Source organism: Geobacillus sp. FSL K6-3411, from assembly GCF_037965715.1.
GTDB classification, from domain to species: domain Bacteria; phylum Bacillota; class Bacilli; order Bacillales; family Anoxybacillaceae; genus Geobacillus; species Geobacillus thermodenitrificans.
On sequence record NZ_CP150187.1, the window covers coordinates 2906305 to 2929700 of the forward strand.

General features: G+C 51.8%; 30 protein-coding genes, 1 riboswitch and 1 other annotated feature. Of the genes, 14 read left to right on the forward strand and 16 right to left on the reverse strand.

Translation table 11 applies throughout. The features are described from left to right. Positions 1 to 19 precede the first annotated feature (19 nt). Positions 20 to 244, reverse strand: a binding site (T-box leader). Positions 245 to 323: 79 nt separating this feature from the next. The 3 genes from NSQ22_RS14740 to NSQ22_RS14750 all read right to left on the reverse strand — a co-directional run bounded on the left by NSQ22_RS14740 (position 324) and on the right by NSQ22_RS14750 (position 2197). Continuing rightward, complete coding sequence (locus tag NSQ22_RS14740) at positions 324 to 1523, reverse strand: MFS transporter (RefSeq protein WP_008880944.1); 1200 nt, start codon at positions 1521 to 1523, stop codon at positions 324 to 326. 116 nt (positions 1524 to 1639) lie between these two features. Then, on the reverse strand, positions 1640 to 1804 hold the full coding sequence (locus tag NSQ22_RS14745; RefSeq protein ID WP_008880945.1) for a hypothetical protein: 165 nt from the start codon (positions 1802 to 1804) through the stop codon (positions 1640 to 1642). A gap of 129 nt (positions 1805 to 1933) precedes the next feature. Continuing rightward, positions 1934 to 2197, reverse strand: a complete 264-nt coding sequence (locus tag NSQ22_RS14750; RefSeq protein ID WP_011888007.1) for a YtzC family protein — start codon at positions 2195 to 2197, stop codon at positions 1934 to 1936. Positions 2198 to 2355: 158 nt separating this feature from the next. Here NSQ22_RS14750 and NSQ22_RS14755 point away from each other — a divergent pair, with 158 nt between their 5' ends. Together NSQ22_RS14755 and NSQ22_RS14760 are read left to right on the forward strand one after the other, a co-directional pair. Further along, the gene (locus NSQ22_RS14755) at positions 2356 to 3315 is read left to right on the forward strand and encodes a TIGR01212 family radical SAM protein (RefSeq protein WP_008880948.1); all 960 of its coding nucleotides are present in this window, start codon (positions 2356 to 2358) and stop codon (positions 3313 to 3315) included. Then, positions 3312 to 3884, forward strand: a complete 573-nt coding sequence (locus NSQ22_RS14760) for a class I SAM-dependent methyltransferase (protein ID WP_008880949.1) — start codon at positions 3312 to 3314, stop codon at positions 3882 to 3884. Before NSQ22_RS14755 ends, NSQ22_RS14760 begins: the two co-directional genes overlap by 4 nt. Before the next feature lie 52 nt (positions 3885 to 3936). Here the strand turns inward: NSQ22_RS14760 and NSQ22_RS14765 are convergent, their stop codons facing one another. Further along, entirely contained in the window at positions 3937 to 5019 is a 1083-nt protein-coding gene (locus tag NSQ22_RS14765) for a tetraprenyl-beta-curcumene synthase family protein (RefSeq protein WP_029760568.1), read from the reverse strand. 172 nt (positions 5020 to 5191) lie between these two features. On the opposite strand from NSQ22_RS14765, the gene NSQ22_RS14770 reads away from it, so the two are divergent. Continuing rightward, positions 5192 to 5713, forward strand: coding sequence for a gamma carbonic anhydrase family protein (locus NSQ22_RS14770; protein WP_008880951.1), 522 nt, complete (start codon positions 5192 to 5194; stop codon positions 5711 to 5713). A gap of 120 nt (positions 5714 to 5833) precedes the next feature. On the opposite strand, the gene metK is transcribed toward NSQ22_RS14770, so the two are convergent. Then, on the reverse strand, positions 5834 to 7048 hold the full coding sequence (metK, locus tag NSQ22_RS14775) for a methionine adenosyltransferase (protein ID WP_011888011.1): 1215 nt from the start codon (positions 7046 to 7048) through the stop codon (positions 5834 to 5836). Between the two features lie 118 nt (positions 7049 to 7166). Then, positions 7167 to 7282, reverse strand: a riboswitch (SAM riboswitch). 186 nt (positions 7283 to 7468) lie between these two features. Here metK and pckA point away from each other — a divergent pair. Next, positions 7469 to 9055 (forward strand): phosphoenolpyruvate carboxykinase (ATP), encoded by a 1587-nt coding sequence (gene pckA / locus NSQ22_RS14780; protein ID WP_008880953.1) that lies wholly within the window; start codon positions 7469 to 7471, stop codon positions 9053 to 9055. Between the two features lie 198 nt (positions 9056 to 9253). Here pckA and NSQ22_RS14785 read toward each other — a convergent pair whose 3' ends face one another. Together NSQ22_RS14785 and NSQ22_RS14790 are read right to left on the reverse strand one after the other, a co-directional pair. After that, a complete protein-coding gene (locus NSQ22_RS14785) occupies positions 9254 to 9496 on the reverse strand; it encodes a DUF2584 family protein (RefSeq protein WP_008880954.1) in 243 nt (80 codons plus the stop codon). A 148-nt stretch (positions 9497 to 9644) separates the two neighbouring features. Continuing rightward, positions 9645 to 10433: a prolyl oligopeptidase family serine peptidase gene (locus NSQ22_RS14790; RefSeq protein WP_008880955.1), complete on the reverse strand. Its 789-nt coding sequence runs from the start codon at positions 10431 to 10433 to the stop codon at positions 9645 to 9647. A gap of 218 nt (positions 10434 to 10651) precedes the next feature. Between NSQ22_RS14790 and NSQ22_RS14795 the strand changes: the two genes are divergently transcribed. Genes NSQ22_RS14795 through NSQ22_RS14805 form a run of 3 tightly spaced genes read left to right on the forward strand, consistent with a single transcriptional unit; the run spans position 10652 to position 13289 of the window. Further along, complete coding sequence (locus NSQ22_RS14795; RefSeq protein ID WP_029760563.1) at positions 10652 to 11656, forward strand: ABC transporter substrate-binding protein; 1005 nt, start codon at positions 10652 to 10654, stop codon at positions 11654 to 11656. Positions 11657 to 11674: 18 nt separating this feature from the next. After that, positions 11675 to 12493 carry an ABC transporter ATP-binding protein gene (locus NSQ22_RS14800; RefSeq protein WP_008880957.1) on the forward strand — a complete coding sequence of 273 codons (819 nt, stop codon included), beginning with the start codon at positions 11675 to 11677 and terminating at the stop codon, positions 12491 to 12493. Then, the gene (locus tag NSQ22_RS14805; protein WP_008880958.1) at positions 12480 to 13289 is read left to right on the forward strand and encodes an ABC transporter permease; all 810 of its coding nucleotides are present in this window, start codon (positions 12480 to 12482) and stop codon (positions 13287 to 13289) included. The genes NSQ22_RS14800 and NSQ22_RS14805 overlap by 14 nt, the downstream gene beginning before the upstream one ends. Before the next feature lie 52 nt (positions 13290 to 13341). Here NSQ22_RS14805 and ytkD read toward each other — a convergent pair whose 3' ends face one another. The 4 genes from ytkD to NSQ22_RS14825 all read right to left on the reverse strand — a co-directional run bounded on the left by ytkD (position 13342) and on the right by NSQ22_RS14825 (position 15438). After that, entirely contained in the window at positions 13342 to 13809 is a 468-nt protein-coding gene (gene ytkD, locus NSQ22_RS14810; RefSeq protein ID WP_029760561.1) for an RNA deprotection pyrophosphohydrolase, read from the reverse strand. A 58-nt stretch (positions 13810 to 13867) separates the two neighbouring features. Beyond that, positions 13868 to 14206 (reverse strand): hypothetical protein, encoded by a 339-nt coding sequence (locus tag NSQ22_RS14815; protein ID WP_008880960.1) that lies wholly within the window; start codon positions 14204 to 14206, stop codon positions 13868 to 13870. A 253-nt stretch (positions 14207 to 14459) separates the two neighbouring features. After that, positions 14460 to 14855 carry a phage holin family protein gene (locus tag NSQ22_RS14820; protein ID WP_008880961.1) on the reverse strand — a complete coding sequence of 132 codons (396 nt, stop codon included), beginning with the start codon at positions 14853 to 14855 and terminating at the stop codon, positions 14460 to 14462. Positions 14856 to 14997: 142 nt separating this feature from the next. Continuing rightward, on the reverse strand, positions 14998 to 15438 hold the full coding sequence (locus NSQ22_RS14825; RefSeq protein WP_081157198.1) for a Dps family protein: 441 nt from the start codon (positions 15436 to 15438) through the stop codon (positions 14998 to 15000). 151 nt (positions 15439 to 15589) lie between these two features. Here NSQ22_RS14825 and ytzI point away from each other — a divergent pair, with 151 nt between their 5' ends. After that, complete coding sequence (ytzI, locus tag NSQ22_RS14830; RefSeq protein WP_223812898.1) at positions 15590 to 15748, forward strand: YtzI protein; 159 nt, start codon at positions 15590 to 15592, stop codon at positions 15746 to 15748. A 24-nt stretch (positions 15749 to 15772) separates the two neighbouring features. Here the strand turns inward: ytzI and NSQ22_RS14835 are convergent, their stop codons facing one another. Then, positions 15773 to 16249, reverse strand: a complete 477-nt coding sequence (locus NSQ22_RS14835) for an S-ribosylhomocysteine lyase (RefSeq protein ID WP_008880964.1) — start codon at positions 16247 to 16249, stop codon at positions 15773 to 15775. A gap of 197 nt (positions 16250 to 16446) precedes the next feature. On the opposite strand from NSQ22_RS14835, the gene yidD reads away from it, so the two are divergent. From yidD to NSQ22_RS14855, 4 genes are all read left to right on the forward strand, one after another. Continuing rightward, the gene (yidD, locus tag NSQ22_RS14840) at positions 16447 to 16683 is read left to right on the forward strand and encodes a membrane protein insertion efficiency factor YidD (RefSeq protein WP_087960383.1); all 237 of its coding nucleotides are present in this window, start codon (positions 16447 to 16449) and stop codon (positions 16681 to 16683) included. A gap of 108 nt (positions 16684 to 16791) precedes the next feature. Next, positions 16792 to 17766 carry a metal ABC transporter substrate-binding protein gene (locus NSQ22_RS14845; RefSeq protein WP_011888020.1) on the forward strand — a complete coding sequence of 325 codons (975 nt, stop codon included), beginning with the start codon at positions 16792 to 16794 and terminating at the stop codon, positions 17764 to 17766. A gap of 63 nt (positions 17767 to 17829) precedes the next feature. Continuing rightward, positions 17830 to 18267 (forward strand): S1C family serine protease, encoded by a 438-nt coding sequence (locus NSQ22_RS14850; protein WP_223812899.1) that lies wholly within the window; start codon positions 17830 to 17832, stop codon positions 18265 to 18267. 12 nt (positions 18268 to 18279) lie between these two features. Beyond that, positions 18280 to 19260: a serine protease gene (locus NSQ22_RS14855; RefSeq protein ID WP_223812900.1), complete on the forward strand. Its 981-nt coding sequence runs from the start codon at positions 18280 to 18282 to the stop codon at positions 19258 to 19260. Between the two features lie 147 nt (positions 19261 to 19407). On the opposite strand, the gene NSQ22_RS14860 is transcribed toward NSQ22_RS14855, so the two are convergent. Together NSQ22_RS14860 and NSQ22_RS14865 are read right to left on the reverse strand one after the other, a co-directional pair. Then, complete coding sequence (locus NSQ22_RS14860) at positions 19408 to 19911, reverse strand: hypothetical protein (protein ID WP_008880968.1); 504 nt, start codon at positions 19909 to 19911, stop codon at positions 19408 to 19410. A gap of 18 nt (positions 19912 to 19929) precedes the next feature. Continuing rightward, positions 19930 to 20220: a DUF2325 domain-containing protein gene (locus NSQ22_RS14865; RefSeq protein WP_008880969.1), complete on the reverse strand. Its 291-nt coding sequence runs from the start codon at positions 20218 to 20220 to the stop codon at positions 19930 to 19932. A 216-nt stretch (positions 20221 to 20436) separates the two neighbouring features. On the opposite strand from NSQ22_RS14865, the gene NSQ22_RS14870 reads away from it, so the two are divergent. Beyond that, positions 20437 to 20598 carry a DUF1540 domain-containing protein gene (locus NSQ22_RS14870; protein WP_008880970.1) on the forward strand — a complete coding sequence of 54 codons (162 nt, stop codon included), beginning with the start codon at positions 20437 to 20439 and terminating at the stop codon, positions 20596 to 20598. A 66-nt stretch (positions 20599 to 20664) separates the two neighbouring features. Next, positions 20665 to 20865: a hypothetical protein gene (locus NSQ22_RS14875; RefSeq protein ID WP_008880971.1), complete on the forward strand. Its 201-nt coding sequence runs from the start codon at positions 20665 to 20667 to the stop codon at positions 20863 to 20865. 31 nt (positions 20866 to 20896) lie between these two features. Here NSQ22_RS14875 and NSQ22_RS14880 read toward each other — a convergent pair whose 3' ends face one another. Then, entirely contained in the window at positions 20897 to 22378 is a 1482-nt protein-coding gene (locus NSQ22_RS14880) for an o-succinylbenzoate--CoA ligase (protein ID WP_008880972.1), read from the reverse strand. 195 nt (positions 22379 to 22573) lie between these two features. Next, entirely contained in the window at positions 22574 to 23392 is an 819-nt protein-coding gene (menB, locus tag NSQ22_RS14885) for a 1,4-dihydroxy-2-naphthoyl-CoA synthase (protein ID WP_008880973.1), read from the reverse strand. Positions 23393 to 23396: the final 4 nt, after the last annotated feature.

The window sequence follows — 23396 nt, forward strand, 5'->3', positions numbered from 1 at the left end:
AAAACCTCCCATCCCAATGAAAAGGGACGAGAGGCACAATTCCCGCGGTACCACCCTTTTTGGCGCGCCAATGGCGCACCCGCTTTGCTCCTTAACGCAGATTCACGGCAAGTGCTACGAGGCCGCGACCGCTCGCACCTGCAACTCCGAGGCGAGTTCACGAGCCGGCTTCGGTTGACTCGCACCGACCGTCAACTCTCTGCCGTCCGCCAGGCCCGTTACTGCTCCTCTTCACCGTTATTCGCTTTATCCTTCCTTTGCGTTCGAAACAACAAATTTAATTATTATTTTAAAAAATTTGTCGATCAATTGCAAGTCGAAATCTATACAGTCGCCGTCGTTTTTTTCTCGGCCTTCCCGACCGGCTTCGGCAGCCAGCGGTCGTACAACAGCGACGCGGCTACCGCTAACAACGCAAACGCAACGAGCAGCCCGATGAGCGGTTTCATTCCTAATTCATCAGCGACCCACCCGCCGATGACCGGTCCGATCATCCGTCCGACCATCGCCGTGCCGTTGACGATTCCTTGATAAAATCCAGCCTTCCCTTGTGGCGCCAGTTCGTTCACGACCGTTGGAATCACCGGCCAGACAACCATCTCAGCGATAGTGATGACCACCATTGAGGCGACAAACTCACCGAGCGAATCGGCGCCAAACAGCATGGCAAACGAAACGGCGAAAATGGCAAACCCGATCACCATTTGTCGTTTCATCCCCGGCATGAAGCGTCGAATCACCCGCGACAGCAACGGCTGCGCCAAGACGATCAACGCGCCGTTGATCGTCCAAAGCAAGCTATATTGCCGGACTGACAAATGAAACTCTCGCATATAAACGGCGATCGTCGTCGACCATTGGACATAGCCGATCCAACACAATCCATAGCCGACGCAAAGGAGAGCGAGCGCCCATCCGACGGCGCGGGATGTCGATGTTTTGACTTCTGCAGCTCGTTTTGTTTTCGGCGGGGGCAAAAGCGGGATACGCCGCAATCCGACCACGACAATCAACAAAAACGCAACATACAACAACAGATTGGCGAAAAAAACGAACGAAAAAGAATACGAAGCAACAAACCCGCCGAGCGCCGAACCGACGGCGACACCGAGGTTTTGCGCGACATACAAGGCGTTGAACGCCCGCCGTCCCCCTTCCGGCCAAATCGCCCCCGCATACGCCGATGACACCGGAAAAACGATGCCGCTGCCGATGCCAAGAAGCGCCAAAAACACCGCATAATGCGGCCAGCCGTGCCAAACGCTCAAAGCAGCCGAAGCGACCACCGTCGAACATGCCCCGACAAGAAGGGCGCGAAACCCGCCGATCCGATCAAACAAAACACCGCCGACTAAGCTGCCGATGACGCTGCCCCCTGAGTTGAGCATCAGCACCGCTCCCGCCACCGCCAGCGGTTGGCCAAGCTGTTCGTGCAAATAAATCGTATTGAGCGGCCATAAAAATGACCCCCCTGTCACATTGAGCACCATACCGATAAGCAGCCACCAAAGCGCGCGGGGCATCGGTCATCATCCTTTGCTTGATTTATTTCGTTTCCCAAAATAATTGTAGAGGGGAAAGGAAAAAAAAGCAATAAAAAAGAGGGCAACGTGATGCCCCCTCGTTTGTTCACCATGCTTCATCCGTTCCGCTGCTTGGAGCGAACCGGCTGGCCGCCTGTTTGTTCGTATTGTTTTTTCGCCAGTTTGACCGGATCGAAATCTTGGCCCAGCTCGAGATCGTTATTGTTTTGACCGTTGCGTGTTTTCTGTTCCGGGTTCGTTTGTTTCAGACGCCGCTTCATGTCGCATCATCCTCCCTTCTTTTTTCGTGTCGCATTTTGCCTTCTCTTCTCCCCTTTGCCAGGGGACGGGGCGCCCAACTTCGGAAACGCTTCCCCCTCCCCATCAAGGGCGTTCATTGACACCGCCTTTTAGCGGTCAAGCAAAATCATTTCGTTTTGCAGTTGCTCAAGCTGAAGCCGCATCCGATGCAGCTGCTCGCGCTGCTGGGCGTTGCAGCTTAACGCCAAGTGCGCCAAATCGTTGACGGTTTGCTCGAGCATTTGCTGGGCGTTTGTATATTCAATGAGATTATAATGTTCTTGTTTTTGCGCTTCTGTATATTGCTCTTTCGCAAAGCGGATCACATCTTCACACCGCTGCAAAAACTCCTCGACCGATTGTCTTGTTGCCATGCGTTCACCTCTTTTCATGATGTTCCCTCATGTTTACTATGCGCCGCCGGCGTCATCCGTATCACGTCAATGATTGGCAGCGATCGCTTTTTGCCGCCATTCATGGTACAATGCAAGGATGGTGGGATTTTTTCAAAGCAAGGAGGGAAGCGGTATTCATGCAGGCAAACCCGTTTCCATATACAAACGACCATAAACGGTATCATACGTGGAACTATCATTTACGCCAGACGTTCGGACATAAAGTGTTTAAAGTCGCGCTTGATGGCGGCTTTGATTGCCCGAACCGCGACGGGACGGTGGCGTACGGAGGATGTACATTTTGCAGCGCTGCCGGATCAGGCGACTTTGCCGGCAACCGGGCCGATGATTTAGTGACGCAATTTCATACGATTAAGGAAAAAATGCATCAAAAGTGGAAAGACGGCAAATATTTGGCGTACTTTCAAGCGTTCACCAATACACACGCCCCCGTCGAGGTGCTGCGTGAAAAATACGAAACCGTGCTCGGCCTTGACGGAGTCGTCGGCCTGTCCATCGCCACGCGCCCCGACTGCCTGCCGGATGAGGTCGTCGATTATTTAGCAGAATTGAACGAACGGACGTATTTATGGGTCGAACTCGGTTTGCAAACGATCCACGAGCGGACGGCGCAACTGATCAACCGGGCGCATGATTTCCAATGTTTTGTCGATGGCGTACAAAAACTGCGCCGGCACGGCATCCGTGTCTGTGTCCATCTCATTAACGGCTTGCCGCTTGAGACGTACGACATGATGATGGAAACAGCCAAAACCGTTGCCGCCATGGACGTGCAAGGCATCAAAATCCATTTGCTTCATTTATTAAAAGGGACTCCGATGGTGAAGCAATATGAAAAAGGGCTCGTGAAGTTTTTAACGTTTGACGAATACGTCCATCTCGTGTGCGACCAGCTTGAAGTGCTGCCACCGGAGATGGTCGTGCATCGCATCACCGGCGACGGGCCGATCGACTTGCTCATTGGTCCGATGTGGAGCGCCAACAAATGGGAAGTGTTAAACGCCATTGACGCCGAACTCAAGCGGCGCAACAGCTATCAAGGAAAACGGTACAAACAAGAGGTGACGGCCCGATGACATTGATGAACATTTTGCCGTTTGCCCGCTTTTTGCTTGAACGTGCCGTCACAGAAGGCGATCTTGCCATCGACGCAACGGTCGGCAACGGCCATGACACCGTCTACCTTGCGGAACTCGTCGGTGATAGCGGACATGTGTTCGGATTTGACATTCAACCGGAGGCCATCGCAGCGACAACAGCCCGCCTTTCTGAACAAGGGCTGCACGACCGGGTCACGTTATTCCAACAAAGCCATAGCGAGCTGCTCACAGCGCTTCCTAGCGATGTGTATGGACGGATTGCCGGCGCCGTTTTCAACCTCGGCTATTTGCCGGGCGGTGATAAACAGATTGTCACCCAACCGGAATCGACGATTCAGGCGGTCGAACAGCTTCTTTCCATCATGAAGCCGGGCGGCGTCATCGTTCTTGTCGTTTACCACGGCCATCCGGAAGGAAAAATCGAACGTGACGCGTTGCTTGATTATGTGCGTTCCCTCGACCAGCAACACACCCACGTACTCAAATACGAATTCTTGAATCGGCGCAACGATCCGCCGTTTATTATCGCGCTCGAAAAGCGATAGGCGGAGACGTCTCCCTTTCGCCGATCCATCATCAAGCAATAAACGGCTGTCTTTATGAAAAAGACAGCCGTTTTTGTTTCTCCTGCCAAAAGCGATACGCTTTTCCGTTCCAATAAAAAAACTGCGATGCCGCCCCGCCGGCGCGGACGAGTTGACGCGCCAGCCGGCGCAAGGCGCGCTGTTTTTTCACTTTCTCATCGGACAAATACAGACCAAGCAAGCCGCGATGAATCAAGCGATGGAACTTGCCATGCGGCAGCGTGCCGACATGGCGGTCCGCTTCTTCAATAAAGTGGCAAAGCCGTTCCAGCAGCACGGTTTCATTCGGATAGTAAAAGCAAAAGTTCAAATCGCCGCCTTCGCGATCTTCTTCCTGATCGATCAAATAGTCAAGCAAAATGTGCAGCCCTTGAATGTACGGAAAATAACCGTCGCGCACTTGTTTTGCCATCTCCGGCGGCATCGACTCGCCAAAGGCGTACGCCACAAGGCAAAAAATGCCGAGCGTCGAGCCGGAACAGGCGGAAAACTCATACCATTCCATCGGCGGCAAGCTGTCTTTGTATTGGGCAAACCATCTCTCCAGCCGCGGCACGCGCTCTTTTGTGTCGACATGTTTATGTACTTGCAAGTCGCAATAATATCCGGCAAGCTCATGCAAAAACGGAACGATCGTTTCGTAATGTCGCACTGTCGCGAGCACCTCTTGGCATGTGCGCACAAGATCCGGTAAATAGCCGCCGTCTTCCTGCTCACGGCGGTAGCGGTAATAGTTGGACGGCTCTGCCCCAATGGTGAGCGCATCCGGCATGGAATCATGCAAGGCGCGAAAATCGAGCGGATCAAGCGATGTGCTCCGGTCGCACAAGTTATCTAAGTAATCGCTAATCGTCTGATACGCGACGATAAAGCGAATGCATGCTTCTAATTTTTCCCGAGCCAAAAGCGCCAAAATCGCGCCGCCTTCACAATGGAACGTTTTCGACGCGATGCTTGCTAACGCTTGCCGGCGCAACTCCGGGTCAGGAATGCGCTCCGCCCGCTGCCGCCAATAGGAAAGCTCGCGATGGACAAGGGGAAACACGTCACGATATACCATTTTCATTAACGCAATGGGATGTGTCGGGATTTTCAATGGGCTCACCTCGGGCGCAAAAACAGTGCTTTTTTCATCTCCTAGTATTTCCATCTCTACAACTGTGGAAAACTGCTTTGGTCATCATCTATTTCATTCCGTTTACGAACGGCAGACAACTTTGTAAAATAAGAATGAGCTGACGATTTCGCAAAAGAAAGGAACGAAAGCGATGATTTATCCATACAAAGGAAAAACACCGCAAATTGCCCCGTCCGCCTTTATCGCCGATTATGTGACGATCACCGGCGATGTCACGATCGGCGAGGAGACGAGCATCTGGTTTAACACCGTCATTCGCGGTGACGTGGCGCCGACCATTATCGGCAACCGGGTCAATATTCAAGATAACTCAATTTTGCATCAAAGTCCAAACAATCCGCTCATCATTGAAGACGGCGTGACCGTGGGCCATCAAGTCATTTTGCACAGCGCCATCGTCCGGAAACACGCCCTCATCGGCATGGGCTCGATCATTCTTGACCGTGCGGAAATCGGCGAAGGAGCGTTTATCGGCGCCGGCAGCTTAGTGCCGCCCGGCAAAAAAATCCCGCCGAACGTGCTCGCCCTCGGCCGGCCGGCGAAAGTCGTCCGCGAGCTGACGGAAGACGATTTCCGCGAAATGGAACGCATCCGCCGCGAATATGTAGAAAAAGGACAATATTACAAGGCGCTCCAACAAAACAGAAGCTGACCTTCCATCTTTTCACAGCGGCTAAAAAGGACAGAACCAACAACAGCACGCTTCATTTCGATGTCTATAAAAAGAAACGGAGGAAGACTCACCTTAGTGCAGTCCTCCTCCGTTTTTCATTTATTCGTTTTTCGCTAATGCCAGTGCTTGCTCTTTCAGCACCGCTGCTTTATCCGTGCGCTCCCACGGCAAGTCGACATCCGTGCGCCCGAAATGGCCGTAAGCCGCTGTTTGTTTATAAATCGGACGACGCAGATCCAGCATTTTGATGATGCCAGCCGGGCGAAGATCGAAGTTGTTGCGGACAACTTCAATTAAAACGTCTTCCGACACTTTGCCGGTGCCAAACGTATCAATCGAAATCGATACCGGACGAGCGACACCGATGGCGTAAGCAAGCTGCACTTCGCACTTGTCGGCCAGTCCGGCCGCAACAATGTTTTTCGCAACATAGCGAGCCGCATATGCTGCCGAACGGTCAACTTTCGTCGGGTCTTTCCCCGAGAATGCACCGCCGCCATGGCGAGCGTAACCACCGTACGTGTCAACGATGATTTTCCGCCCTGTCAGTCCAGCGTCCCCTTGCGGACCACCGATGACGAAGCGGCCGGTCGGGTTGATGAAATATTTCGTGTTCTCATCCAACAACTCCGCCGGAACAATCGGCTTGATGACGTGTTCTTTCATATCGCGTTCGATTTGGTCGTGCTCAATTTCCGGATGATGCTGCGTTGAAATGACAATCGTATCCACGCGCACCGGTTTGCCGTTTTCATCATATTCGATCGTCACTTGCGTTTTGCCGTCTGGACGCAAGTATGGCAAAACATCCGTTTTGCGCACTTCGGCCAATCGACGCGAAAGACGATGGGCAAGCGAAATCGGGAGCGGCATAAGCTCTTCCGTTTCATTGCAGGCAAATCCAAACATGAGCCCTTGGTCGCCGGCACCGATCGCTTCAATTTCTTCGTCAGTCATCTGACCTTCGCGTGCCTCAAGTGCCTGGTCAACCCCCATCGCGATATCCGGCGACTGCTCGTCAATGGCCGTCAACACCGCGCACGTATCGGCGTCAAACCCGAACTTCGCGCGCGTATAGCCGATCTCGCGGACCGTATCGCGAACGATGCGCGGAATATCGACGTACGTCGAGGTCGTAATTTCCCCGCTAACAAGCACGAGACCTGTTGTGACGCTCGTTTCACAAGCGACACGGGCATTCGGATCTTTTTCTAAAATGGCATCCAAAATGGCATCCGAAATTTGGTCACAAATTTTATCCGGATGCCCTTCTGTTACAGATTCTGAAGTGAACAAGCGGCGTTTGGCTGACATTCGGCTCATTTCCTCCTCTTGACATAATGTGGCGATACGGAACTCGTTTCCCTTCATATAAAAAAACCTTTCCTGTCACGGTGAGGAAAGGTCATTGCAATCGTATTGCTTCCTTTCACTCTTATCGTTCAAGGACCACGCCTTGCCACAGGTTAGCACCTTTTCACATATTGTAAAATTGTGACGGTTGCTGGGTTTCATCGGGCCTGTCCCTCCACCGGCTCGGGATAAGAGTATCCGTTCAATGACTTATCTTATCGTAATGAAATAAGCAAAGTCAACCGCAGAAACAAATTTTTTATTATCTGAAAAATAGGCCAAACTAAGTTTAAAAAACCTACACAATTAGTATGGACTATTAATAAAAATGTGTTATACTATTTTCAAGAGGAATTCCAATAAAAAAGGCAGGTTGTGAATATGGGGATCGCAAAAATGACCAATAAGCTTTCTTTGCTGCTGCAAAAACCGTACGTACATCACCAGTTGTCCGTTGCTGAGCTCGTCGAAAAAGTGCTGCACCGAAACGAAGGGCGGCTGACGCACACTGGCGCTGTCGCCGTCACGACCGGTAAATATACCGGACGGTCACCGAAAGACAAATACATCGTTGAAGAACCGTCGACGAAACAGAACATCGATTGGGGAACGGTCAACCAACCAATGGCACCGGAGACATTTCAAAAATTATATGATAAAGTGCTCGATTATTTAATGAAAAAAGATGAACTGTTCGTCTTTAAAGGCTTCGCCGGCGCTGACCCGAAAGCGCGGCTGCCGATTCAAGTGGTGAACGAATTCGCTTGGCACAACTTGTTTGTCCATCAGCTGTTCATCCGTCCAAGCGCGGAAGAACTCGCCGACCATGAACCGCAATTCACCGTCATTTGCGCGCCGAACTTTAAAGCAGACCCGGCCGTTGACGGGACGCGTTCGGAAGCGTTTATCATCATCTCGTTCGAACAGCGCACCGTCTTGATCGGTGGAACGGAATATGCGGGCGAAATGAAAAAATCGATCTTCTCGGTCATGAACTATTTGCTGCCGGAACAAGGCATCTTGCCGATGCACTGCTCGGCCAACGTCGGTCAGGAAGGCGACGTCGCCCTCTTCTTCGGCCTGTCGGGAACCGGGAAAACAACGCTCTCGACCGACCCGAAACGCCGCTTGATCGGCGATGACGAACACGGCTGGTCGAGCCGCGGCATTTTCAACATCGAAGGCGGCTGCTATGCGAAATGCATCAACTTATCGCGCGAGAAAGAGCCGCAAATTTTTGATGCCATCGGCTTTGGCGCCGTGCTTGAAAACGTCATTCTCCATGATGCGACACGGGTTCCGGATTACGATGACGGGACATTGACGGAAAACACGCGCGCGGCCTATCCGCTTCAGGCGATCAAAAACATCGTTGACCCAAGCGTTGCCGGCCATCCGTCGACCATCGTGTTCTTGACGGCCGATGCGTTTGGCGTCTTGCCGCCGATCAGCAAGCTGACGCGCGAACAGGCGATGTACCATTTCTTAAGCGGCTACACAAGCAAACTCGCCGGCACCGAACGCGGCGTCACTGAACCGGAAGCGACGTTCTCGACATGCTTTGGCGCGCCGTTTTTGCCGCGCCCGGCCGTCGAATACGCCGAAATGCTCGGGCAAAAAATCGCTGAGCATAACGTCCGTGTCTTTTTGGTCAACACTGGTTGGACAGGAGGACCATACGGCGTCGGCAGCCGGATGAAGCTCGCCTACACCCGCGCGATGGTACAAGCCGCCGTCGAAGGGGAGCTTGACAACGTCGAAACGGTCCAAGACCCGATTTTCGGTCTTGCCATCCCTGCCCACGTCCCGGGCGTGCCAGATGACGTCTTGCGTCCGCAAAACACATGGGCAGACAAACAAGCGTACGAACAAAAAGCGAAAGAACTGGCGGAAAAATTCCGCGCTAACTTCCAAAAATTCGCTCACATCGATCCGTCCATTGAAAAACTCGGTGGACCGCTCGTTTAACAAACACCCGGCCGGACAGGGAACATCCTGTCCGGCCGTTTTTTCTGTTCTTTTCTCTATTTCGGTCTCCGTGATTCTCTTTCTCTTTGACAAGCAGGGCCTTTTTTCCTCTTATCTATGGCAAGGCGCAAACCGTCCTTCGGTTTGCGCCCCTGCCTGATGGACCAATTCCGCGCTCATTTGCCCGACACTTCGTGTTCAATTGGTGGAATACAAGCTGACGAGCTCATACGTAACCGTTGTCTTGTTATCTTCCCATTCGAGCTTTCTTACGACCGCGATGCCGCTCGCTTCGCTTTGCAGCGTCCGGCGCACTTCAAGCGGCACGTCAAGCGGGTATAAGCGGTAGCCTTCTTTTTCGAGCACAAACAAATTGCCTTGAACGCGCTGTTCTTTTCCTTTTGTGACAATGAGCGTCTGCAGCTCCATCGGCATGCCCATCGTTTCCGACCTCCTTGCACCTGATCGATTCGTTTATAGCCCACGAAGCCGTCCTCCCAACGTCATCGTTTTCTGCCAATGGTGATGTTGGCAAGCTCCCGAGGCTTCTTATGAGCGTTTTCCTCAACATCCTTCCCATCCTATCGTATCATACCGTCGGCTGTTGTTTCATCCATTCGGTGAGCCGTTGCACCGTCTTTCGATTATCTTGCGGCGGGAAATAGTGATTGAACTCAGGGAAGTACCAAGCGGTGACCGGTCGGCCGAGCTGCTTGAGCCGCCGCTCCAGCCGCCACGCATGCTCAATCGATACGTTTGTATCTCGCTCGCCATGGATGATAAGCACAGGCGCTTTGAGGCGCTCTAGGTTATAAAGCGGCGTACGGTGACGGTAGCGTTCCGGGTATTTGTTCGGTGTCCCGCCGATGACGCGCTTCATCATCCGCCGCAAGTCCAACCGCTCCCAATACGTCAGCTCCAAATCGGTCACCCCTCCCCAGACCGCGACCGAACAGACCCGTTCGGCCAACAAAGCGGTATGAAGCGCCATCGCCCCGCCGCGTGAGAAGCCGAACACGTGCACACGCCCCGGGTGAACAAGCGGATGGCGGCGCAGGAGCTCAAATCCGGCAAGCGCATCATAACGGTCTTCACCGACAAAATCTTCGTTCCCTTCCCCGCCTCCGTTGCCGCGGTAAAGCGGGGCGAAGACGACAAATCCATGGGAAGCGAATTGGATGAGGCGTGGCACCCGCACTTGTCCGACGTTTTTGATCCCGCCGCGCAAATACAAAAACCCGTCATACACGTCGTTTTGTTTCGGCACGGCCAAAAATCCTTTCACTTTCAGTCCTTGCGCCATATAGGTGACAAAAAAGACGTCGATGTCCGGATGCGGCGACGGAAACCGGTATTGGTCGATGATGTCCCCGTCCATGGTAGATCTCTCCTTTCCGCCAGCTGAATGAATGTCTCCCCTCTTTTTTTCGTGAAAACAAAGGCATGTTGCATGCCTGAATGAAGGGAAAACCATTGCCTATAGACCGTTCCCGTCGTTTCGCCCATTTTTTCTAGGCATTCACACATTTTTCGCCTGTGCATACGATAAGGTGAAGCGAATGTTCACCACGTGTGGACGAAAAGGGGGTAGGTCACATGAAAAAATGGGCTGTATGGTTATGTTCACTTCTTCTCCTCTTGCCGCTCACTGCCTGCGGCAACGACGCCGATCAAAAAGAAAAAACGCTGACAAAAGTCCGTCTCGCTGAAGTGACGCGTTCGATTTTTTATGCGCCGCAGTACGTCGCCTTAGCGAAAGGATTTTTTGAAGAAGAAGGGCTCGATGTCGAGCTGACGACGACGTGGGGCGGTGACAAAACGATGACGACGCTGCTGTCTGGTGGCGCGGACATCGCCCTTGTCGGTTCGGAAACGTCGATTTATGTGTATGCGCAAGGGACGAATGATCCGGTCATCAACTTCGCCCAGCTGACGCAAACAGATGGAACGTTTCTCGTTTCCCGGAAAAAAATCGACAACTTTACTTGGGAGATGTTGAAAGGAAGCACGTTCCTCGGCCAGCGCAAAGGCGGCATGCCGCAGATGGTTGGCGAATTTGTGCTGAAACAACACGGCATTGACCCGCATCAAGACTTGAAGCTGATTCAAAACGTCGATTTTGCTAATATCGCCAACGCTTTTGCGAGCGGCACCGGCGATTTCGTCCAACTGTTTGAACCGACTGCTAGCATTTTTGAGCAAGAAGGAAAAGGCTACATTATCGCTTCCTTTGGCACCGAATCGGGGCGCGTTCCGTACACGACGTACATGGCAAAACAAAGCTATATGAACAAGAACAAAGACATCATCGAAAAATTTACGCGCGCCATCTACAAAGCGCAACAATGGGTCGAATCACACAGCACCAAAGAAATTGCCAAAGTCATTCAACCATACTTTGAGGACACGGAATTGGACATTATCGAAACAGTCGTCGATCGATACAAAAGTCAAGGCTCTTACGCGACCGATCCGATTTTAGATGAGGAAGAATGGAACAACTTGCAAAACATCATGGATGAAGCCGGCGAGCTGCCAAAACGAATCGACCTCGACACACTCGTTGATTCGTCGTTTGCCAAAAAAGCCATGAACGACTAACGAAAGCGGGTGAACCGGATGTTTCTTGTCATCGACCGTCTCTCGCACACGTATTTTACGAAAACAACCGCCGTCACCGCGCTCGCTGAGGTGTCGCTGTCGGTCGAGAAAGGAGAGTTTGTCTCCTTTCTCGGCCCAAGCGGCTGTGGGAAAACGACCCTTCTTTCCATTATCGCCGGGCTGATTCAACCGACGGAAGGGAAGGTGTTCATCGAAGGCGAACCGCTTTGGGCGCAGGAAACAAGCGCCAAAGCAGCGCGCCGGGCGGCCGGATCCGATCTGTCAACCCGCGGCGCTGTCGGGTATATGCTTCAGCAAGACTACTTGTTTCCATGGAAAACGATTGAAGAAAACATCTTACTCGGTCTCAAAATCACAGGAACGTTGACAGCGGAAACGAAAGAGCGGGCGCTCGCATTGCTTGCGGAGATCGGCCTTGACGGCGTGGAATCGTATTACCCGAGCCAGTTGTCCGGCGGCATGCGCCAGCGCGCGGCGCTCGTGCGCACATTGGCAACCGACCCGAAGCTCTTGTTGCTTGACGAACCGTTTTCCGCTCTTGACCAACAGACGAAGCTAAAATTAGAAGAACTCGTCTGGAAAACGTTAAAGCAATACGAAAAAACCGCGGTGCTCGTCACCCATGATATTGAAGAAGCCATCGCCATGAGCGACCGCATTTTCCTGTTTTCGCGACGCCCGGGCCGCCTAGTGCGGACGTTTATCATTCCGGAAGAGCTGCGTCACTGTCCGCCGTTCGCCGCTCGCCAGCATCCCACGTTTTCTCCGCTATTTCAATCCATTTGGAAGGAGATGGAGGCCCTTGAATCCGTCTAATGAACGCATCCGCTCATTGCACCATGAATACCTCGCCGCGCTCCGCAAAGAACGGCGGGTGATTCGCGTTTGGCAAGTTGCGCTCCTTATTGCCTTTTTCGCTGTCTGGGAAGCGGCAAGTCACTTTCGCTGGGTCGATCCGCTGCTGTTTAGCTCTCCGTCGGCCATTGGCAAATTGTTTATTGAAAAAATCGGCGACTACTCTCTCTTAACACATACGTGGGCCACCTTGTTTGAAACGATGCTCGGGTTTATCATCGGCACGGTCGGCGGTGCGCTCATCGGCGCGTTGCTTTGGTGGTTTCCACGCCTCGCCAAAACGCTTGATCCCTATTTGGTCGTCTTTAACGCCATGCCCAAAGTCGCACTCGGGCCGATTTTGATTGTCGCCCTTGGACCGGGATTTACGTCGATCATCGCGATGGGTGTCGTTATTGCGATCATTATTACGACAATTGTGGTGTATGCCTCGTTTCAAGAAGTCGACCCGAACTATTTGAAAGTGTTGCGAACGTTTGGCGCCACCCGCTACCAATGTTTCAAAGAAGCCGTGCTGCCAGCGTCGTTTCCGGCGATCATTTCAACGTTGAAAGTGAACGTCGGCCTCGCCTGGGTCGGCGTCATCACCGGCGAATTTCTCGTTTCCAAACAAGGGCTCGGCTATTTAATCATTTACGGCTTCCAAGTGTTCAATTTTACACTCGTCTTGATGAGCCTGCTCATTGTCGCGGTGCTGTCGACATTGATGTATCAACTTGTCGCTATGATCGAAAAGAAATGGAGCAACCGCCGCTAAGAGACGTTCGCGAACGATCGATGAACGTCTCTTTTCGTTTTGCCGCCGAATATTAGCCGATCCACCCGCGCTGTTTGACTTCCGCCAACGCCAACGGAAGCACATCGTCTTTCATGAGATAACTAAAGCGCGCATCCGTGCGGATATGATCCGGCAGTGCCGAAAGCAGCACGGGGCCGTTCGTCTCCCAATAGGAGTCCCGCTCGGAAAGCGCCGCAATGTCGGCGAAATAAATGTTTTTCACAATATCCGGCTCCACCTCATATTGGCCGACATAGGAAAGACGGCCAACCACCCCGCCGGTTTCTTCCATGACCTCGCGAGCGGCAGCTTCTTCGGCCGTTTCCCCGTCTTCAACTTTGCCGCCGGGAAATTCGAGACCGCGGCGCGGGTGATCCGTCAACAACCACTGACCTTGATAGCGGCAAATGACCCACACATGCCCAGGCGTCAAGGAAAACGGATGATCCGCAAACGCCAGCCGGACGCGATGCCCGTAATAATCGCGAAACTCATACATCGGACTCGCTCCTTTCCTCTCCCCATTATACAAAAAAAGCCGCCCCATTCGCGGCTTTTTACTCGTTTGTTTCTCTGTCATCAGGAAGGATGCCAAGCGATCGGATCTGCGCCTTCGTTTCGTCATTGCCAAGCCGATAAATCATTTCGTAAATTTTCATCATCGTCTCGTCATACGCATCGTTTTCCCGATCGTAATGATATTGGACATAGGGCACATGGGCGCGCCAAAACGCTTGCCAGTCGGTCGAGTAATTTTGATCGAAATACTCGCGCAGCTCCGCGATTTCCCGGTCGGTTGCTTCAATTTGGAAATCCCATGGCGACGCCGTTTTCAGCTGCGAAATTTCCCCGTGCGCTATCGAGATGTAATACGTCTTTTTCCGTTCTTCTGCCACACTCGTCCACTCCTTCTGCTCTTTTTGTTTAGTGTGGGGTCATCCGGGAAAAATATGCGGATTTTGCGAAAATCAGCGAACAAATCCGCTCGGGTGTTCAAGCAACAAGGACTGCGTTCCAATGCGGCATAACCGGAACACTGCCGATGCAACGCTTTTCTTGAAGGTTGGTGATTGAGCCTTCGGATTCATCTAGCAATAAGAACGATTCATTGTAAACAAAAACCCCCGATGAACTCGTCATCAGGGGAAATCATTTCATCTCATCTTTCAACAACTCGATCGCTTTTCGCAGCACGGCGGGAATCGGAACACCGGCCCGCCCGGCGTTTTCCACGATCGAAATAAATTCATTGGCAATATAGAAAAATACGATCGCGTCGCGAATCAAGTGCATGTTCCAGCCGATGGCCAAATCGACTAAATGCGCCGCTGCCGTGAGCACAAAAATCAACAACTTGCGGACGATGCCGCGAAACCCGACCTGGCTTGACAGCTTGCCTTCCATCGCACTAGCGACAATGCCAGTAATGTAATCGACAATCACTAATGCAAGCAAAATGACGACGAATGAGTCCACGCTGCCGACAAATACCGACACAAGCGAACCGAACAGCGGAACACCGATCATCGGAATTGGCTTGTTCACGGCTCTCTCCCCTTGAACATAGGATACGCGTACCCTATTCTATGCCAAGGGGAAAAAGCAAGACGCGGCGGTTTCCCTAAACAACGCCTTTTTTCGACAAAAACCGAAGGCCGCCCATGAGATTGACGGGCAGCCTTTCCCTTTACTGTCCCAAAAACGATTTCAGCATCCAGACGTGTTTCTCCAAGCTCCGGTGAATGCCAAGCAGCATATCCCCTGTCGTTTCATCGCCGACTTCATCCGCCACTTGCATTCCTTCCTTCAGTTCACCGACCATCGTTTCAAAGTCGCCGACAATCGAAGCGACCATTTGCTCGGCGGTTTCCGTCCCGGTCGCTTCCTTGACCGACGCTTGCTCTAGCGCGCCTTTCATCGTCGCCACCGGCTTGCCACCCAGCGCCAACAGCCGCTCGGCGAGCGCGTCAATATGGCCGGCTGCTTCATTGTAAAGCTCTTCAAACTTCTCATGCAGCGTAAAAAACTGCGGACCGGTGACATACCAATGGTAATTGTGCAACTTCACGTACAAAACGGTCCAGTTCGCGATTTGCTTGTTGACAATGTCCGTTAATTGGTTTGCCATATTCATTCCTCCCCATGGTTGATTTACCCAACTTGTCCGCTATTGAAACAGCCGAACCTTGCCGATGAATAGCTTGCCCGATTCCAGGAGAAATATGAATGCACGCGTGCTTACATATGGTATAATGAAAAGAAAAAAGGTAGGCATCATCATGTATTGGACGTTAGTGATTTGTCTCATCATTGTCGTCATCATTCTTACATTAGCCGTCGTCACCACCTCAAAAGCGTACGGATACAAACATACGGTAGATCCGCTTCCTGAGGAACAGGACGACAAACAACAGGCCGGCCCGAAACAGCCGCAGTAGCGGCGTTCGGACCGGCCTTATTGATCAGCCAAACACTTTTTTCAGTTCGCTTTTCTCTTGCGACAGCCAAAAGCGCATCAGCTCTTTCGCCGCCTCTAAGTCATGCAGCTTCGCTTGGCCGCATTGCCGCTCGGTCGCAGCCGGCACTTCCGTCGCATTCAAGGCGTCTTTCATCGTCTCCTCAAGCAAATCGATGATTTCGTCAACGGTCGGCGAACCGCTCACGACAAGGTAAAATCCCGTTTGGCAACCCATTGGCGAAATGTCGATAATGTCAAAGTGATCATACTTGGTCACATGTTTGCGCAGCGTATACGCCAACAAGTGCTCCAACGTATGAATGGCCGCCGGATCCATCGCTTCTTTGTTCGGCTGGCAAAAACGAATATCGAACTTATTGACGACACCGTCGCTTCCGATTTTGTGAACGCCGCAATGCCGCACGTACGGCGCTTTCACGGCGCAGTGATCCAATTCAAAGCTTTCGACTGGTGAAGGCATATGAATTCCCCCTAATCGTATATTCTCTTTTTTATCATAACCAAAACGAGGGGCGTCCCGCATCTTTTTTGTCTTCTAGACCGATGGATGCGCTGCGGGCGAAACACCGGCTGCTCACAACAGACCATTTCCCTTGAATGGAAAGGCGATTTGTCCTATTGTAGAAATAGCGAAAAGGACGGAAAGGAATGGTGATGGTGGCCAAGTTGCTGATTATGCTCATCCGCTTTTACCAACGATTTCTTTCCCCGCTCAAGCCCCCGACATGTCGCTTTTACCCGACTTGCTCTCACTACGGGATAGAAGCGGTGACGCGGTTTGGTGCCATCAAAGGGGGATGGCTGACGGTGAAGCGAATTTTGAAATGCCACCCGTTCCACCCCGGCGGATTTGACCCCGTACCCGAAAAACCACAAAAAAAGACCGAACCATAACGAACAGAGCGACGTGCTTCCCCCTAAACGGGGACAAATAGTTTTCAAATCGGAATCATTACGATATAATAGCGAAGGACATATCGCTTTCAAGGGAAGGAGCTTATCATGAGAACGAGATCATGGATATTATGCTTATTTCTCGCTTTATTCGGCTTGCTATACGGCTGCCAAAACGAACAAGACAAGAACGGGTCAGAAACTAAAAAAGATACGTTAACGATATACACAACGGTCTACCCGCTCGAAGATTTCACGAAAAAAATCGGCGGCGATGTCGTTGAAGTCAACAGCATTTATCCGCCCGGAGCCGAAGCGCATACGTTCGAACCGACAACCAAAACGATCCAACAAGTTGCCGATGCGGACGCCTTCATTTATATCGGCCAAGGAATGGAACCGTTCGCCGAAAAGCTAAAGGAAGCGTTAAAAAATGAACCGGTTCGCTTTCTTGCTGCTGCCGACAGCATCGATTTACTTGAATCGTCTCACGAAGAACATGGAGAAGATGATGAACATGCCGCTCCAAAAGGCAATGGAGACGAACACGAGCACCACGGTGATAAAGATCCGCACGTTTGGCTTGACCCAATCCGTTCCGTCAAGATGGCCGAACAGATTCGCGATTTGCTCATTGAACTCAAACCGGAGCAAAAAGAAACGTTTACGGCAAACTTTAACGCCTTGAAAGAAAAACTGGAAGTGCTTGATCAAACCTTCCAGCAAACCGTCCAATCGGCGCCGAACAAAGACATTCTCGTCGCCCATGCGGCCTACGGTTATTGGGAAGAGCGCTACGGCCTCCGCCAGCGCAGCGTGTCCGGCCTGACGCCGACAAACGAACCGTCGCAAAAACAATTGGTTGCGCTCATCGATTGGGCGAAACGTCATCACATTCGCTACGTTCTTTTTGAACGCAACATCCCAGCGAAAACAGCAGAAATGATCCAGCATGAAATCGACGCCAAAGCGCTCTATTTGCACAACCTAGAAACATTGACCGACGAAGACAGGAAACAAAACCGTGATTACTTCAACTTGATGGAACAAAATATCGAAACGATCGAACAGGCGCTCCGTTAACCTTCCCTGCCCCGCCGTCAAGGCGGGGCTTTTTTCTCACTCTTTCCTTTATTTTTTTCGGTGGTGCTCCAAAAGACGGATGGCGAATATAATATACCATTGTTGTTTTTAAATTTTCTGACAAATGAGCTGAAACATGTGCGCAAACGAGCGATGATCACGCTCCCAATCAGCATCATTTTCGCCGTATGCATCGCCGCTTCCTTCTTTCTAATGAACATCAAACCCGACACGTCCCACGTCTCACAAGCGCAAAAGCTGGCTGAGTATACAAAGCCAGCCGTCGTCCGTATCGTCGATTATGCGATCGTGGAATGGAAATTTGTCAACAATGATCCGGATGTCGACGCGTACCTCCACCAGCTTGATTACCGAACGATGATTGGCGCATCCGGCTCAGGGGCCATCATTAGCTCAAACGGCTATATTGTCACGAACGCCCATGTCGTTGAGTATTCGAAGGCAGAAGAAAAAGACATCGCCCATGCGGCCTTTGAATAATTAGTAGCTGGAGTGGCCGAATATTTTGGCGTCGATTTTGACATCGCTTATGATTATATGATTGAGTATACGTTGTATACAAACGTCACCCGCGGTCTGAAAGTGATTTTACCTGGAGGGGATGTGCTTGACGGGGAAGTAAAAAGCTACGGGGCCCCAGTCAATCAAGGGAAAGACGTTGCGGTTTTAAAAGTCGAAGGGAAACATTTGCCGACGCTGCCGCTTGGCGATTCGGACAACGTCCAAAATCAAGATGACATTTGGGTGATCGGCTACCCCGCCGCTGCTGAATCCGACTACCTTTCTCCCGACTCCTCCTTAGTCTCTTCCATGAACGCCGGCCATGTTTCCGCCACTTCGAAAAAGACAGAACAAGGGAGTCCGGTCATCCAGATTGACGCCGCCGCCACCCATGGCAACAGCGGAGGACCCGTCATTAACAAACGCGGGGAAATGATCGGCTTGCTCACCTTCCGCGGCGGCACTGTCAACCGCCAAGAAGTGCAAAGATTCAATTTTGTCGTTCCGGTCAATACCGTGAAAGAGTTTGTCAAGCAGGCTGGAGCCGACCAAGGGCAAGGAAGCATTGATACCCTCTTCCGCGAAGGATTGACGCTGTATTGGGGCGGTTATTATAAGGATGCCTTGGCCAAATTCGAAGCGGTCGAACGCCTCTATCCCGGCCATTCGGAAATTAAACGGTTCATTACCGACAGCCAGCAAAAAAGCGGGCAAAGCAAAATTCTTTGGTCAACCTACAAAACCGCCTTCCTTATTTTCGATGACGTCGCTCTGCTTCTCATCATCGGACTGCTTGTGTTCACCTTCGCCTGTAAGCCAAAACAGCAAACCAAGGCGGCTTCAGCCGACGGCCCACCGGTAGCCTCCGCCGATCTGAACGGTGACGGCAAAGTCCATCTCCAAGACGTGCTGTTGGCCTTGCAACAACAGCAACAACAAACCGACGACAGCAAGAAAAAGGAGAGCCCATAGCGACACCTTGCCATAAATATTATGATAAAAATGGGACATTTATGACTATACCCTCGCAAGGACAACATAGAGAATGTCCGAACGTCCTTTTCTTTCAACATGAAACGACATGTCGAGCTTTCACACCGTTCGAAGACATGCCGTTTTTTATCCGGCAGACATCCATTCAATGCGGCGCCCGCCTGTCCATAAAAAGCAACATTCAAGCTCGTGCGGACAAAATCCGACCGCTTCTCGACATAAAGACGGCAGTCTTTCCTTGTAGTTCCGGATTTCCCCCTCTTCCTCGCACCATAACAATACGCGCACGCGGTCACGGTAAACGATACACAAGTTTGTACCGTTCCAATCTTCCGCCTCCCCCTCATTCCCGCCGTCAACAAGCAACAGTGGCTTGCATTCTGTCTCGTCCGCCGAACCAAAAAACTGTAACAAATGATCGGTCACTTTAGCGAGCACGAGGCCGTAATGTAATGGCGACGGAAAGAGAGACAAAGAAAGGAGCGGGCGATGCATTTCAATCAGCTTCAATAGCTGAAACGGCGACCGCAAGGAAGGAGTCGTTTCACAATACGCCTCGACCACGCGGTGGAGAAATCGGTGAACGGCATAAACCCAAGCACCTTGTGTCTTTTGATGTGTCAATGCCATCACTGCTGCCTCCCATGTTTAAGCATGTTTCTCCAGCTGCTCCAGCACAGTATAAATCGAACTCCACGAACGCTTGACAAAATAAATGGGCTTGTCTTTGCTTTTCGCTTTCTCTTTCACTTTTTTGGCTAAGTTATGGTTAATGTAATCGATCATGACTAATACAGCATCCACATGCTCCGGAATATCGCGCTTGACCATATTCACTTTTCGGCCATTGACATGAATGATTTCCCGGAAACCAGAATTCACTAATTTATCGGTAATATTGCCTAAATGATCTGCACCCACAACAAGTAAAGAGGCCATCGTGTCACCCTCCCTTATCACCTTCTTGATTTTTATTTTAATTGAGAATGATTTTCTATGTCAATGATAATGATAAATATTTTCATTTATCGTTAGTCAAAAAACTTCCCACTTTTTACACCGGATCCGCAGCAGATGATCCTTCCATTCATAAATTCCGCTTGAACCGGCAAACTATTGTTGTAGCCGATTTCATCATGATAAGGGGGACGACGAATGGCAAAAGACGTTCTTTGCGAAGTACGCAACTGTCATTACTGGGCAGAAGGAAACCGCTGCAGCGCTGAGGCGATTTACGTCGTCAGCCATACAGGGAAAGCAGCGTCCGATGTGACGGAAACAGACTGCAAAACGTTTGTTCCTTCTGACGAAGCATAACTGGCAGATGAGTCAAGCGCTGCCCGGCTGACCGGGCGGCGCTTACATAGTTAGAGGGGGATAACGATGGACAAGCGCGCCAGCCTCATTAAAGCGTTCAAAAGGGAAATGAAGCGGAGTCATCCGGAAGCGTATCCGATTTGCATCGATTCCTTCACAAATTTATGGCAGTACGAGTTCGGTTCGTTGGAGCAGTTGCCGCCCGATATTAAGCGGCTTGTCGCCTATCGAGCAGCTGAGCTTGGACTGGAGGACGATGATTTTTAACAGAAGCTGATGAATAAAGCGAGCGCCCCGCTTATAGCTGGGACGCTCGCTTTTCTGCTTCTGGAATGAGTGTTTTCAGCTCGCGGCGCAGCAGTTTTTGTGCCGCATTGCGCGGCAGCGCATGAACGAAATAAATGCGCGCTGGCACTTTATATTTGGCTAATCGGCCGCGGCAAAATTGCTTCAGTTCATCCTCATCGGCCGCCGCTCCTTGCTTCAATTTCACAAACGCATACGGCACTTGTCCCCACGTTTCATCTTCCATGCCGGTCACCCCGGCTTCTTCGACATCCGGATGAGCAAGGAGCACGGCTTCAATTTCGGCCGGATACACATTTTCGCCACCGGAGATGATGAGGTCAGAGCGGCGGTCGAGCACGTACAAAAATCCCTCTTCATCGACGTAACCGATATCTCCCGTATAAAACCAACCGTCGCGGATCGCCTGTTCGGTCGCCTCCGGCCGGTGCAAATACCCTTTCGTTACGTTCGGCCCTTTCACAACGATTTCCCCAGCTTCATACGGCGCCGCCGGCTTTCCATCGCGCACGATGCGCAACTCGGCGGGAAAAAGCGGCTTGCCCGCTGAACCGAGCTTTGTCAAGCTGTATTCGGGGGCCAGCGTAACAATTTGCGACGCCGTTTCGGTCATCCCGTACGTTTGGTACACTGGAATGCCTTTTTCTTTGCACACTTCAAGCAGCGGCTTCGGCGCCGGCCCGCCGCCTAACAGCATACAGCGGAACGTATCCGGGTAGCGCTCTCCCCCTAATTCCACCACCATCCGCTGCAGCATCGCGGCCACAACCGACATGACAGTGACCTTGCCGTCCATGATCAAGGCATTAGCCGCCTTGGCATCAAACGACGTTTGCAACTGCATCGGCATCCCGTAAATGACGCTGCGCATCGCGATCGACAGCCCGCTAATATGAAACAGCGGCACCGCCGCCAGCCAGCAGTCGCGCTCATGCAAACCTAAATTGAGAACGGAACCGACGGCGCTCCACCAGTGGTTGCCGTATGTTTGCAGCACGCCTTTCGGGGTGCCGGTTGTCCCCGATGTGTACATGATCGTCGCTGTCTCGTCCAAATGGTACGTTTCTTTGAGTGGGACGTCCGCTTCTGCAAGCCCGGCGAGCGCGCTGACGGTAATGACCCGCTCGTCACCGCCGAAGCGGTCGGCGAAACCATCATCCGCAATGACAAAACGCGCCCCGCTGTCATCGAGCTGCCAACCAAGTTCATAAGGGGTCAGGCGCACGTTTTGCAGCAAAGCGCGGGCGCCGAGGAAAAACAACGCATGGACGATTTCAATCATCTCGATGCTATTTTTCATAAGCAAGGCGACAATGTCGCCTTCTTTGATTCCCGCTCCGGCGAGGCGGCGCGCCCAGCTTGCGGCGGCTTCATACAGCTCGGTGAACGTTTTCGTCCGCTCCCCATCACTGATGGCCGTCCGCTCCGGAGTCAAAAACGCCCGCTGCTTCAGCCAGTTCGGCATGGTCGTCATTTCGTTTTTCCTCCCTTCGGTCGCAAAAAAGCAGCTTGATGCCGCATCAAGCTGCTTTTTCGTTCTCACGGAAAAGACCGGTGGGCAACCTTTTGCCCTCAATCGAGCCAAGCGTGCGCATGTTCACGGAAATGATTCATGCGCAGATTGGCCCCCATCCAACCGTGACAATGTCGGCTCAAGGCGCGCACATGATCACGGAAAACGAGGGAACTGGCCGAAGTCCGGTTTCCGTTTTTCCTTAAACGCTCTCATTCCTTCTTTTGCTTCTTCCGTCGTATAGAAGAGAAGCGTCGCATCGCCAGCGAGCTGCTGAATGCCGGCTAAGCCATCGGAATCGGCATTAAACGCCGCTTTTAAGAAGCGAATCGCCGTCGGACTTTTCTCCAAAATTTCTTGCGCCCATTTGACCGTTTCTTCCTCGAGCTGTTCAAGCGGCACGACTTTGTTGACGAGCCCCATCTCGAGCGCTTCTTGGGCGTTGTACTGGCGGCACAAATACCAAATTTCGCGCGCTTTTTTATGGCCGACGATGCGCGCCAAATAACCGGCGCCGTAACCGCCATCAAAGCTGCCGACTTTCGGCCCGGTTTGACCGAAGATGGCATTGTCTGCTGCGATCGTTAAGTCGCAGACGATATGAAGCACATGACCGCCGCCGATTGCATACCCGGCAACCATCGCGATGACCGGTTTCGGGATAACGCGAATGAGCCGCTGCAAATCGAGCACATTCAAGCGTGGGATTTCGTCCTCGCCGACATAGCCCCCGTGGCCGCGCACTTTTTGGTCGCCGCCGGAGCAAAACGCTTTGCCGCCCGCGCCGGTCAAAATAATGACGCCGATGTTCGAATCATCACGCGCCCGCGTGAATGCATCAATCAGCTCGTTAACTGTTTTCGGACGAAACGCATTATGTACTTCCGGACGATTGATCGTAATTTTAGCGATGCCGTTGTACGTTTCGTAAATAATATCTTCATAATCGTGTTCTTTTACCCATTCAAACGGCATTCAT

Coding starts and splice junctions, on each gene's coding strand:
- NSQ22_RS14740 (WP_008880944.1), bottom strand. CDS start 1,523: ATGCCCCGCGCGCTTTGGTGGCTGCTTATCGGTATGGTGCTCAATGTG.
- NSQ22_RS14745 (WP_008880945.1), bottom strand. CDS start 1,804: ATGAAGCGGCGTCTGAAACAAACGAACCCGGAACAGAAAACACGCAAC.
- NSQ22_RS14750 (WP_011888007.1), bottom strand. CDS start 2,197: ATGGCAACAAGACAATCGGTCGAGGAGTTTTTGCAGCGGTGTGAAGAT.
- NSQ22_RS14755 (WP_008880948.1), top strand. CDS start 2,356: ATGCAGGCAAACCCGTTTCCATATACAAACGACCATAAACGGTATCAT.
- NSQ22_RS14760 (WP_008880949.1), top strand. CDS start 3,312: ATGACATTGATGAACATTTTGCCGTTTGCCCGCTTTTTGCTTGAACGT.
- NSQ22_RS14770 (WP_008880951.1), top strand. CDS start 5,192: ATGATTTATCCATACAAAGGAAAAACACCGCAAATTGCCCCGTCCGCC.
- metK (WP_011888011.1), bottom strand. CDS start 7,048: ATGTCAGCCAAACGCCGCTTGTTCACTTCAGAATCTGTAACAGAAGGG.
- pckA (WP_008880953.1), top strand. CDS start 7,469: ATGGGGATCGCAAAAATGACCAATAAGCTTTCTTTGCTGCTGCAAAAA.
- NSQ22_RS14785 (WP_008880954.1), bottom strand. CDS start 9,496: ATGGGCATGCCGATGGAGCTGCAGACGCTCATTGTCACAAAAGGAAAA.
- NSQ22_RS14790 (WP_008880955.1), bottom strand. CDS start 10,433: ATGGACGGGGACATCATCGACCAATACCGGTTTCCGTCGCCGCATCCG.
- NSQ22_RS14795 (WP_029760563.1), top strand. CDS start 10,652: ATGAAAAAATGGGCTGTATGGTTATGTTCACTTCTTCTCCTCTTGCCG.
- NSQ22_RS14800 (WP_008880957.1), top strand. CDS start 11,675: ATGTTTCTTGTCATCGACCGTCTCTCGCACACGTATTTTACGAAAACA.
- ytkD (WP_029760561.1), bottom strand. CDS start 13,809: ATGTATGAGTTTCGCGATTATTACGGGCATCGCGTCCGGCTGGCGTTT.
- NSQ22_RS14825 (WP_081157198.1), bottom strand. CDS start 15,438: ATGGCAAACCAATTAACGGACATTGTCAACAAGCAAATCGCGAACTGG.
- ytzI (WP_223812898.1), top strand. CDS start 15,590: ATGTATTGGACGTTAGTGATTTGTCTCATCATTGTCGTCATCATTCTT.
- NSQ22_RS14835 (WP_008880964.1), bottom strand. CDS start 16,249: ATGCCTTCACCAGTCGAAAGCTTTGAATTGGATCACTGCGCCGTGAAA.
- NSQ22_RS14845 (WP_011888020.1), top strand. CDS start 16,792: ATGAGAACGAGATCATGGATATTATGCTTATTTCTCGCTTTATTCGGC.
- NSQ22_RS14860 (WP_008880968.1), bottom strand. CDS start 19,911: ATGGCATTGACACATCAAAAGACACAAGGTGCTTGGGTTTATGCCGTT.
- NSQ22_RS14865 (WP_008880969.1), bottom strand. CDS start 20,220: ATGGCCTCTTTACTTGTTGTGGGTGCAGATCATTTAGGCAATATTACC.
- NSQ22_RS14870 (WP_008880970.1), top strand. CDS start 20,437: ATGGCAAAAGACGTTCTTTGCGAAGTACGCAACTGTCATTACTGGGCA.
- NSQ22_RS14875 (WP_008880971.1), top strand. CDS start 20,665: ATGGACAAGCGCGCCAGCCTCATTAAAGCGTTCAAAAGGGAAATGAAG.
- NSQ22_RS14880 (WP_008880972.1), bottom strand. CDS start 22,378: ATGACGACCATGCCGAACTGGCTGAAGCAGCGGGCGTTTTTGACTCCG.
- menB (WP_008880973.1), bottom strand. CDS start 23,392: ATGCCGTTTGAATGGGTAAAAGAACACGATTATGAAGATATTATTTAC.